The sequence below is a fragment of the Chitinophaga sp. RAB17 genome (genome assembly GCF_052114225.1).
In the GTDB taxonomy this organism is placed as follows: domain Bacteria; phylum Bacteroidota; class Bacteroidia; order Chitinophagales; family Chitinophagaceae; genus Chitinophaga.
Window position 1 is genome coordinate 481,209 of the sequence record NZ_JBFREI010000006.1, and the last position, 11,857, is coordinate 493,065.

The window sequence follows — 11,857 nt, forward strand, 5'->3', positions numbered from 1 at the left end:
TTCGTTAATCCAGTGAAAGCCTCTGTTGACGGGCAGGAAATCATTTGGATCGTTTCTTTTTAATTGCAGGTGTATACTATCTTTTTCGGCTACACCATTTACTATTTTATCAGCGTAATATTTCCCTTGAATTCAAATTTTTCCCCACTCTCACACACTGTTTGCATAGAATAAATGTAAGTACCCAAAGGCGCTTCTCTGTTGTTGCTACGGCCGTCCCATCCTGCGGAAGGTACGTTGACAGGGAAGTGCGTTCTCTCAAATACCATGGTTCCCCAGCGATCATAGATGCGTAACCATTCCACTTCCTTTACACCTTTTCCCTTAGGATAAATTCTTTCATTCCTGCCATCCTGGTTAGGGGTAAATGCATTCGGCATAAAGATGGCGCTCTGCTGGCAGAGCACATGCACTATCACATCATCAGATGCTTTACAGCCATACACATTTTCTACTTCCACCTTGTAAAGAGTGCTGAGATTAGGAAGGGCCTGTACCCGCTGACAGCTTGCACAGTCGAGATATTCAGCAGGTGTCCAGCTCCAGCGGATCACATCATTGCTGTTATTGCTGGCCAGGTACACGGGTATACCTGCCATGGTTTGCCGGTCAATACCAGCACTGACCACCGGTGTAGGATTTACTTTTACCGTGAGCGAGGTCTTGTCCGAGAAGCAATTATCTTTATCATAGCCGGTTACTTCGTAGGCATACTGGCCGGTGCGGTTAATGGTTGCAACCGGAGTAGGAGAGGCGGGCCTGTCGAGCCCAAATCCGCGCCATACATAGTAATCTGTTCCCCATACCCGTAGTGGCAACTTATCGCCCAGGCACAACAATGTATCGGGCGTGGCATGTATTGTAAAGGGTTGTACCACCCTTATTTTTACCTCGTCTGTATTCACGCAGCCTTTCGCGTTCGTTACTTTTACCTTGTAGGTAGTGGTAACAGTTGGAGTCGCTTTTGGATCCGGACTTGCAGGATTGTCCAGGCCGGCAGCAGGCGTCCATTCATAAATACTTCCCCCTCCGGCATGCAGTATGGTGGCGTTATTCAGACAAATAAATTCAGCAGGTGAACTGGCTTTAATATCCGGGAGCGCCAGTACATTCAATGGATGCGTAGTCTTGTCAGCACAGCCATCTTTGCTGGTAACCGTCAGCGTTACGGTCGTATTGCCGGTGGTAGAATAGGTTTGTGCCGCAGGTTGCTGTACGGTACTGGTTTTACCGTTGCCCAATTCCCAGGCCCAGGTTACATCTGTTGCCCGGGTGACACTGCCGCCAAAGGTAATGGGCGCATCTTTACATACTTCATCGGGGCCCGTAATCACAGCTAACGGTTGAGGATATACGTTATATGATTCCTCCACTGTTTGCGTGCAACCATATTTGGTGGTAGCGGTAAGTCCAAATTTATATACCCCCACTTTGTCCATATAAAACGAAGGGGTAGTGGTGTTGATGTTAGTGGGTGTAAGGGAAGCATCATATGTCCAGGTAAAGGCGGGAGGCATGTTGAGCTCATCTACAGAGTAGCTGTTGAAGGTTGGCGCAAAGGTCAGCGTACCTTCGCCGCATATCCTGTCCGGATTAGGATGCAGTTTAATATCCAGCTGATCTATTACGATCGGGTGATCCAGGAAGGCATTGCCTTTGCAGCCAGCATCATCTTTCAGCAAGAGTTGCGGCTTGTATATCCCTGGCTCGGTAAAACGATGGGTGATGTCCAGTTTATCCGTTTCTTCCACATCTCCGTCTGTAAAATCCCAGCTAAAAGAAGTGGCATTTTCCGGCTTTACTGTAAAGGATATTTCCTTTTGGAGGCATCCCCCTTCGGCACTGGTGGTAATGGTAGCATATGGGCCCTTCACCACTACTATTTCGGTGTATTCATCTTCTGTATCTGCAATACCTGTTACTTTCAGGGTTACTTTATAGTGTCCGGCTACCGTATAGGTATGCACCGGAAAGGCCTGATCGGAAGTGGCCCCGTCACCAAAGTCCCATGAACAGGTATTGTAGTTGATGGAAGTATTATTAAAGCGGAAGATCATTGGCGCACAGTTACTGCCGTTTACAAATGTTCCGGTATAAGTGAAGCCCGCACCCACAGCAGATACTTTGATGTTCTTTGTTTTTTCATCCGTACAGCCGTTATTATCTTTGATCTGTAGCTTTACAGGAAATACTCCTTTGTCGGGGTATTGGTGTGTGACGGAATACGGATCTGCAGAGGTGTTGCCATCTCCCAGGTCCCATTTAAGTTCGGTAATATTTCCACCCACATCGTAAGAGCTGTTCCAGAAATTCACATAGCTGCCCGGCATCACCACATATGCATCTGCGTTGAAGTCTGCCACCGGCCCGTTTACCTGTAAATATTTACCGGCGAACGTATTAACGCAACCATCCTTATCCGTTACAGTGACAGAAGGCGTGTAGGTGCCAGCTACCGCATAGGTGTGTTTAAATGGCCCGCTGGTGTAGGTTTGGGGACTCGAATTATCTCCAAAATTCCATACCCATTTTTTAACCCCGCTGCTGTTGGCAACATCTGTATTGTCTGTGAAGGTAAGTTCCGTCCCTTTACATTGTGCCTGAGAAGGAAGATTGTAATCCGCCAATGGCCCGCGTACCGTGATATCAATGTTGTTACTGTTGTTAGGGCAACCCAGTCTGTCCTGTATCCTTAGGCTAATGGTATGCTGACCTGGTGTAAGATTGGAATATGCCTGATGATTTTCATAGTACGAATAACCAGCACCATCCAGTTGCCAGTAATAAGCCCAGCTATCATGTATGCTTGCATCTTCTGCCGTTACGTGTCCAACTACTGTTTCATTACTGCATAGTGTAATCTTATCAGTAGCGATTGTTACGGGAGAAGGGGCTATAATGTTGACTGTGCTGGTGAGATACGTTGTACAATGGCCGTCAGAGGTAGTTAGTTTTATTGTATAAACTCCCGATTTGGCATAAATATGTGTAATGTTATCGCTATGGGTGGTATAACTGGTATCCTTTCCATCGCCCCAGCTCCATTTCCAGCTTGTAGCACCCAGTGAATATTCGGTAACGGAAACGGTAGTACGCTGATCACAATTTACGGGGTTAATCCTGAATCGGGGAAAAGGATTAACTGCGTTGATATAGGCTTTTTTTGTAATTGTATTCGGACAGGTACCGTTGGTAACTGTTAAAGTCACATCGTAGTAGCCAGGTTCTGCGTAGCTATGGGTAGATGTGCGGCCCGATCCCCAGCTGCCATCACCGAAAGCCCAGTACCAGTCGGTACCTGCATCGGATTTGTCGGTGAAGGTTGTCAGGGAATTTCCGCACACTTCCGGTGCATTCGGAGAGCTGAAATCCGGTGTTGGCTTTTTATATACGTCCATCCGGTAAGGAAGGTTGACCGTTCCCGTACAGCCGTTAACGGTAGTGTATTGCAGGGAAGCCGTGTAAGAACCGGCTTTAGGGTAGGTATGCGTGGGAGAGGGATCTGCGGAGGTGTTCCCGTCCCCGAATTTCCATAGATAAGTTTTTATCTGATCACCGCTGCTGCTCCCTGCATTGAAGGTGGCGGAGAGTCCTTCACAGCCATTGTAGTTAGTGGCATAAGCGGAGATATATGTTTTATAAATGTATAAACTGGAATAGGCGGTGGCAATACAACCATCTTTACTTTTCGCGTACAGATAAATACCGAAGTTATCTTCCCGGTTGTAGGTGTGTACAGGATTCTGTATAGCAGCACCCTGTCCGTCACCAAACGTCCAGTTCCAGCTATCAGCCCCGGTGGTATTGCCCGTGAAATTAATGGTAGCCGGTACATCACAAATAGGTTTATTATCGGTACTGATCGTTGCGGTAGGTGTTTGTTTTACGTCCACTGTTTTTTCTACTACATCGGGACAATTGCCGAACATAGCGGTCACTTTCACTTTTACAGGTCCTGCGGTGGTGGGATAGTAAGAAAGGGTATTATCCCAATACGCCCATGCAGGCTGTCCATTCACTTCCCAGGTGGTGCTTTGAGGTTGAACAGGAGAAAAGGTGGCTTTGAAATCAGCGTTCTGGCCGCTGCAAATGAGTGCAGGAGTGTTCAGTGTGGTCACGTAATTACCTACATTGATATCGTCTGCGGTTTTAGTAGCTGTGCAGCCCCGTTCATTGCTTACCGTGAGTTTTATACTGTGTGTACCTTTGGTGGTAAAGGTATGTTTGCCGGGGTCTTTAGCGGTACTGCTGCTGCCATCATCAAACTCCCATTTATACGCAAGTGTTCCGGCACCGGAAGATGTATTGGTAAACAATGCATCTACCGGCGCTTTACACAGTACTTTCTGTGCAATAGTGAAATCAGCATTGAGTGCCGCTGCCACATCCACCGCTTTGTCCATTACTTTAAAATTCGTGCAGCCATAGCTGTTAGTAACGGTCAGCAGTACACTATATACGCCCGGTACGGTGTAGTTATGACTGATCGTACCTGCTGCATTTTCCGCCGCGCCGCCATCGCCGAAATCCCAGCTATAGCTTTGCAGGGTACCATCTCCCGGTTTGGATTTATCTGTAAAAGTAGGGCTGAATGTTACACATCCTTTAGGGGAAGACACACTGAAATCCACAGTAGGTTTAGATCTTACGTGTATGTAGTCTGCCTTGGTTTCTGTTTTGGTACTGCCATCTGCATAAGTTACTTTCAGGGTAACGGTGTAATTCCCGGTCTTTACATAAGTAGCTGCAGGCTTCTTTTTCGTACTGGTATTGCCGTTACCGAAATCCCATTGCCAGGAAACCGGGCTGCCGGTGGATAAGTCCGTGAAGGTGGTACTCACAGACTCACAATCACTGACAACGGAAGCTGAAAAGTCAGCTTTTTGCTGTGCCCGGGCACTATGGATATTGAAAAAGGTGATAAAAAAGTATAGCATCAGGGAGCCAACAATGTTGCGCTTGACAGGGAACAGATACATCGTATGTATAGGTATAAGGTGCCAAAATTAAGTATTTCCGGGCATATTTTCCGGCGCATTCAGGTACTTGAATATTATGTTATCGCTATACGATAAAAGCTTAATTTTAAAGAACTTAAAAGCAACAGATTATGTCTCATTTGTTCAGTCCTTTTACGTTGAGGGAAATTGTGTTCCGCAATCGCATTGCAGTATCACCCATGTGTGAATATTCTTCGCAGGACGGATTTGCAAATGACTGGCACCTGGTACACCTGGGCAGCAGGGCGGTAGGTGGCGCAGGACTGGTGCTTACAGAGGCAGCGGCAGTATCACCGGAAGGACGTATCTCCATTCATGACCTGGGCATCTGGAAAGACGAACATATTGCTATGTTGCAGAGAATCACCACTTTTATTGCCGCACAGGGCGCCATCCCTGGTATACAGCTGGCACATGCCGGCAGGAAAGCCAGCACAGTAAGGCCCTGGGAAGGGAGTCGCGCGCTCCCGGCAGCAGAAGGGGGCTGGCAGGTGGTAGCGCCCAGCGCCATCCCTTTCAATGACGTATATCCATTACCGGAAACACTCACGGAAACGGGCATACGCAAGGTACTGGACGATTTCAGGGCCGGTGCACTCCGTGCTTTACAGGCAGGATTTCAGGTAGTGGAATTGCATGGGGCACATGGTTACCTGCTGCATAATTTCCTATCGCCACTCAGTAATCACCGCACAGATGAATATGGAGGTACTTTTGAAAACAGGATACGCTTGTTGGTACAGGTGGTAGAAGCGGTACGTACAGTATGGCCGGAACAATATCCGTTGCTGGTCAGGATCTCCGCTACAGATTGGGCAGAAGGTGGCTGGAATCTGGCGGAGTCGGTACAATTGGCCACCATCCTGAAAGACAAGGGAGTAGATCTGATAGATTGCTCTTCCGGAGGTTTGGCCGCTCATCAGCAAATCAAGGTAGGACCGCTGTATCAGACGCCATTCGCAGAAAAAATACGCCAAGAAGCCGGCATTGCTACCGGAGCAGTAGGGATGATCACCACTGCAGAAGAAGCAGAAGGGATCATCGCAGAAGGTCGCGCAGACATCGTCCTGATGGCCCGCGAATTATTAAGAAGTCCCTATTTTCCCTTACATGCAGCCCATAAACTGGATGCAGACATAACATGGCCGGTGCAATACGATCGTGCAAAAATGAGGAAGGTATTATGAATTACGAATTACGAATTACGAATTACGGATTTGTGGGGAGATGTAATGTTGTTCTCCCCACAAATCCGTAATTCGTAATTCATAATTCGTAATTATTTCAGTATCGCTTCGATGGCGTCAAGTTCTTCTTTCGTGAAAGCAGTATTCCGCAGGGTATCCAGGTTATTGTCCAGTTGTGCTACAGAGCTGGCACCAATCAATACTGTCGTAATACGTTTATCTTTCAGGATCCAGGCCAGTGCCATCTGGGCTAATGATTGCCCGCGTTGCTGCGCCAGCTGGTTCAGCTTTTTCACTTTTTCAATCTTTTCAGGGGTTACTTCACCTTCCTGCAGGAAGCCGGTAGGCTTGCTGGCACGTGAACCCTCCGGAATGCCTTTCAGATAACGGTCGGTCAGTAAGCCCTGCGCCAGTGGAGAGAAGGGGATACAGCCAACGCCATTTGCTTCCAGTACATCCAGTAAGCCATTCTCTACCCAACGCTCAAACATGCTGTATTTAGGCTGGTGAATGAGGCAGGGAGTCCCGAGTGATTTTAAGATGGCAACAGCGGTGCTGGTTTGTTCTGCTGTATAATTGGAAAGACCTACATACAACGCTTTTCCCTGTTGAACGATGCTATGCAGTGCTCCCATGGTTTCTTCAATCGGCGTAGCCGGGTCAGGCCGGTGAGAATAGAATATATCTACATACTCCAGCTGCATACGACGTAAGCTCTGATCCAGGCTGGATACCAGGTATTTGCGGGAACCAAAGTCGCCATAGGGGCCAGGCCACATGGTATAACCAGCTTTGGTGGAAATGATCAGTTCATCACGCAGGTTACCTGTGAAATCCTGTTTTAAAATTCTGCCAAAAGTTTCTTCTGCACTGCCAGGTAACGGACCATAATTGTTGGCCAGGTCAAAATGGGTGATACCTTTGTCGAAAGCATTACGGATAATGCTGCGTCCATTCTCAAAATTATCTATAGAACCGAAGTTGTGCCATAATCCCAGCGAAACGGCAGGCAGCTGAAGGCCACTCTTACCGCAACGGTTATAGGTCATACTTTTGTATCTGTCGGCTGCAGGTGAGTATTGCATGGAATTTTTAATTTTAGGGAGACAAGATAAAAAATAAAAGGGAAACATACCTCCTGGTATATTTCCCTTTTGTATCGTATTTTTTGTTGTAATTAGTGTGTTTCTTCTACCGGTACACGTTGGGAGGCCAACTGCGACAGCTTATTACTTTCCTTCAGCTTTTCCGGTATAGGGCGTATTTCCCATACAATGCCCAGCAAGCCTAACGTTTTGATAACATAGTAGGTGATGTCAAATTCCCACCAGTAAAAACCTTGTCTGGCTGCACTCTGATAATAGTGGTGATTGTTATGCCAGCCTTCTCCCAGTGTAACCAGTGCCAGGACAGCACTGTTGCGGGATTCATCTCCGGTATAATATCTCTTCTTACCAATTTTGTGCATCAGGGAATTAATAGTAAAAGTACCATGGTACAATATCACCGTACTCAGGAAGAACCCGATCAGTAGCGTAGATAAACCTGCGGTCCAGTCGAACCAGCCGGTGCCGTTCACTTTATTACCTACAAAATATACGGCTACTGCCAATATAATAGCGGGTACCCAATGCCATTTGTTCAGCCACATTAATTCTTTGGCTTTGTGATCTTTGATCAGGTCAAAACGGGTAGGCTTGTATTCCGGCCCCATGATCCAGCCAATATGTGCGTACCAGAATCCGTAAACATTCGCTGAATGCGGATCTTCAGGGGTATCACTATGCTTGTGATGGATACGGTGATTAGCTGACCACCATAAAGCACCTTTCTGTAAGCTGCTCTGTGCACCTCCAGCCAGAATAAACTGGAAGAATCTCGACGTTTTAAATGCACGATGTGAGAAGTAACGATGGTAGCCCGCCGTCACAAAAAACATACGTATCACGTACAATACACCACATAAGATCCAGTCAAATGCAGTAGTGCCGGTAAAAAATGCTAATAAGGGCACCGCGTGTATGCCCATGAAGTCTGCCTGATGCCACCAGTTTGGTGGTTTTCTGTCTTGCTTGATCGCCTTATTCATTCCACAAAGATAATTTCCGTCTGTTGTTAAATCTATGATTTAAATCATTTGGACAAAGTTAAGTGCTTTCCCCGGTTTTTCCGTGGCCTATATTCAACCGAACTTTTTATGACAGGATGTGTTAGAGGAAAACGTAGTACTATCCTTTATTTAATATTAAAGTAATTATTATGTCACAATTCATCTCTGCTATTCGTAATAATGTGAAGTATTGGTGGCTGTACCTGCTCAACGGGATCATATTTCTCATTGCGGGTTTTATTGTTTTCTCCAATCCATTCAGTAGTTATGTGCTGCTGAGTATTTTTTTCAGTGTTACATTGTTTGTGACAGGGATCTTCGAAATCGCCTTTGCACTCAGCAACCGTAAAGGCCACACCGGGTGGGGCTGGTCGCTGGCCTCCGGGATCGTGGATGTAGTCATAGGGGGAATCCTGATAGGCTATCCCTCCGTCAGTATGGCCGTCATACCGCTGTTCCTGGCCTTCTGGTTTATGTTTAAAGGTATCAGCCTGATAGGATTTTCCATTCAGCTGCAATCAGACAGAATCCCCAACTGGGGCTGGCTGCTGGTCGGAGGAATCATCTTAATTATCATCGCTATTGTTATACTGGATAACCCGGCACTCGGCGTAGCCGCCATACTGGGCCTGATGGCCGCTGCCTTCTGGGCAACAGGTATACTGAGCATCCTTTTCGCTTTCCGTCTGCGACAGGTGAAGAAAGAGCTGCTGGGAGCATAAAGGATAAAGCAGAAAGCAAAAAGCTATTGAAGCGATTGACCAACACGGAAATATTTATCGTGTTGGTCAATCGCTTCAATAGCTTTTTGCTTTCTGCGTTCAGCTTTTTGCTTTTTTCCAGTATATTCGGTCCATCTAAATCTTTTCTCTTCCGATGAAAATCAACAAAATCTATGCTATTGCGTCCTTGTTACTATGCGCAGGGATACAGCAGGGAGCAGCCCAAACAACGTCTAAATATGACCAGCACGAGGCTTTTGCTCCTTTGTTTTATCCGGCCCCGGGTAATGAGTTCCGCAGTGCCGGCGGACAGCCGGGCCCCAAATACTGGCAGAATGCTGCCGACTATAAGTTGGACGTAACCCTGGATACATTGCAGCACCGGCTGAGTGGTACTGTAGTAATTACTTACAAAAACAACAGCCCGGACCAGCTGCCTTTTTTATGGCTGCAGCTGGATCAGAACGTGTACCGGGAAGACTCCAGGGGTTCCAAAACAGTAGCTGTTTCCGGAGATCGCTTTGCCAACAGAAATTATACACAGGGGTTTGAACTGAAAACAGTTAGTATTATCAGCAACGGTAAAACCATTGCGGCCAACTACCTGGTGAATGATACCCGTATGCAGATTAAGCTGGCAGAAGCCATGAAATCGGGTACTGCCCTGCAGATCAAAATCGAATATGCCTACGCCATTCCGGAATATGGTACCGATCGTACTGCCCGCCTGCGCACTGCCAACGGATGGATATACGAAATTGCACAATGGTATCCCCGTATGGCCGTATATGATGATGTACTCGGATGGAATAATATTCCCTACATGGGCGCATCAGAGTTTTACCTGGAGTACGGCAACTTCGATTACAGCATTACCGCGCCCGCCAATATGGTGCTGAGTGGCTCCGGTCAGCTGGTAAACGAAGCGCAGGTATTATCACCGAAGGAAATCAGTCGTCTCGCTAAAGCACGCAACAGTGATCAGACCGTGTTTATCCGCGACAGCACAGATATTAATACCATCGCGGCAAAAGGTAACCGCACCTGGCATTTTGTATGTAAGAACTCCCGCGATGTGGCCTGGGGCGCCTCCGGCGCTTTCATCTGGGACGCAGCCCGCATCAATTTACCCGGTGGTAAAAAATCGCTCGCCATGTCGCTCTATCCGCTGGAAGTAGCGGGTAGCAGTGCCTGGGGCAGATCCACCGAATATGTAAAAGGCTGTATTGAACATTACTCCAACCAGTGGTTCGTATATACTTACCCGGTAGCTACCAATGTGGCAGGTACAGTAGGAGGAATGGAATACCCCGGTATCGTTTTCTGCTCCTGGAAATCTACCAGAGGTGGCCTGTGGGGCGTAACCGATCATGAATTCGGCCATAACTGGTTTCCTATGATCGTAGGCTCCAACGAACGTAAATATGCGTGGATGGATGAAGGCTTTAATACTTTCATCAACGGTATTTCTACCAAAGCATTTAATAAAGGTGAATACAGCAGCCCTCAGCCAGTACAGAGAATGGCGCCGATGTTGTTCTCTTCCAGGGCAGAACCTATTTTAACCACACCGGATATACTCGACATGAATTACCTGGGCGTAGCGGCGTATTTCAAACCAGGAATGGGTTTGAGCCTGCTCCGTAATGAAATCCTGGGACCGGAACGTTTTGATTATGCATTCCGGGAATACATTAAACGCTGGGCGTTTAAACATCCTACCCCCTGGGACTTTTTCCGTAGTATGGAAAATGCTTCCGGCGAAGACCTCGCCTGGTTCTGGCGTGGCTGGTTCTTCAATACCTGGAAACTGGATCAGGCGGTGAAGAATGTACAATATGTAAAGAATGATCCCGCACAAGGTGCGCTGATTACCCTGCAGAACCTGGAGCAATTGCCCATGCCCGTAGTTATGGCTATAAAAGATGTAAATGGTAAAACAGATACAGTACGCCTGCCGGTAGAAGTATGGCAGCGCGGTGCTACCTGGACTTTCCACTATCCGTCTACCGTGAAGTTAAGCAGCGTAGTTATTGATCCTGCCGGGAATTTTCCTGATGTCAATCCGGCTAACAACAGCTGGAAAGCAGATGCAGCTCAGCCCATACCTGCCGGCACTACGGCAACGACTGTATTAAATAAGTACATCAACGCTATCGGCGGCTCAGATAAACTGAAAGCAGTAAAGGATCTTTCCATGGAAGTAGGTGGTGCGCAATTCGAATATACCGTGAAAATGAAACAGCCGGACAAAGTACTGAACACCGTATTTATTCCCAGTAATAATCAGGTAGCCATGAAATTGCTGATCAACGGTAATAATATCTCTATGTCCAGCAATGGAAAGGAAGTGCCGCTTGCACCAGCTGATAAGGCAATGATGAAGGATAGATACCTGATGTTCCCCGAATTGTATTTTGCGGCGCCTGAAAATAACGCCAAGCTGGAACTGTCACCCACCCTGGAAGATGTCAATGGTGTCCCCTGTTATGTTGTCAGCGTAGCTACTTCCAATGGAGTCTTATTCCGCTATTATTTCGATGCTAAAACCGGCTTCAAAGTACGCGGGATGTCACTGGCAGGACAGGAAGGCGGTGCCCCTGAAGCAACCACTGATTACAGCGATTACCACGAAGTGAGTGGTATCATGTTTCCGTTTAAAATGGGCACTAATACCGGCGGATATAGCGCAGATATGAAAGTAAAAACAGTGACCGTCAATAGCGGATTGACTGACGAAGTATTTAAATAAGCCCAAAGCGTAAAGCGTAAAGCAAAAAGCCATCGAGGCGAATGATGTGAATGAAGCGAATATCTCCCCGCTCACATCATTCGCCT

At 47.1% G+C, this 11,857-nt stretch carries 6 protein-coding genes; 3 read left to right on the forward strand and 3 right to left on the reverse strand.

The genetic code is table 11. The features are described 5' to 3' along the window. Positions 1-101: 101 nt before the first annotated feature. Positions 102-4,979, reverse strand: coding sequence for a PKD domain-containing protein (locus tag AB4Z08_RS21550; protein ID WP_441575850.1), 4,878 nt, complete (start codon positions 4,977-4,979; stop codon positions 102-104). Positions 4,980-5,110: 131 nt separating this feature from the next. Between AB4Z08_RS21550 and AB4Z08_RS21555 the strand changes: the two genes are divergently transcribed. Further along, a complete protein-coding gene (locus AB4Z08_RS21555) occupies positions 5,111-6,187 on the forward strand; it encodes an NADH:flavin oxidoreductase/NADH oxidase (protein ID WP_441575851.1) in 1,077 nt (358 codons plus the stop codon). A 92-nt stretch (positions 6,188-6,279) separates the two neighbouring features. On the opposite strand, the gene mgrA is transcribed toward AB4Z08_RS21555, so the two are convergent. Continuing rightward, positions 6,280-7,272: an L-glyceraldehyde 3-phosphate reductase gene (gene mgrA, locus AB4Z08_RS21560; RefSeq protein ID WP_441575852.1), complete on the reverse strand. Its 993-nt coding sequence runs from the start codon at positions 7,270-7,272 to the stop codon at positions 6,280-6,282. Positions 7,273-7,364: 92 nt separating this feature from the next. Beyond that, complete coding sequence (locus tag AB4Z08_RS21565; protein WP_441575853.1) at positions 7,365-8,276, reverse strand: acyl-CoA desaturase; 912 nt, start codon at positions 8,274-8,276, stop codon at positions 7,365-7,367. Between the two features lie 170 nt (positions 8,277-8,446). On the opposite strand from AB4Z08_RS21565, the gene AB4Z08_RS21570 reads away from it, so the two are divergent. Both AB4Z08_RS21570 and AB4Z08_RS21575 read left to right on the forward strand, forming a co-directional pair. Beyond that, positions 8,447-9,019, forward strand: a complete 573-nt coding sequence (locus AB4Z08_RS21570) for an HdeD family acid-resistance protein (RefSeq protein ID WP_441575854.1) — start codon at positions 8,447-8,449, stop codon at positions 9,017-9,019. A gap of 154 nt (positions 9,020-9,173) precedes the next feature. Beyond that, the gene (locus AB4Z08_RS21575; protein WP_441575855.1) at positions 9,174-11,771 is read left to right on the forward strand and encodes a M1 family aminopeptidase; all 2,598 of its coding nucleotides are present in this window, start codon (positions 9,174-9,176) and stop codon (positions 11,769-11,771) included. Positions 11,772-11,857 lie beyond the last annotated feature (86 nt).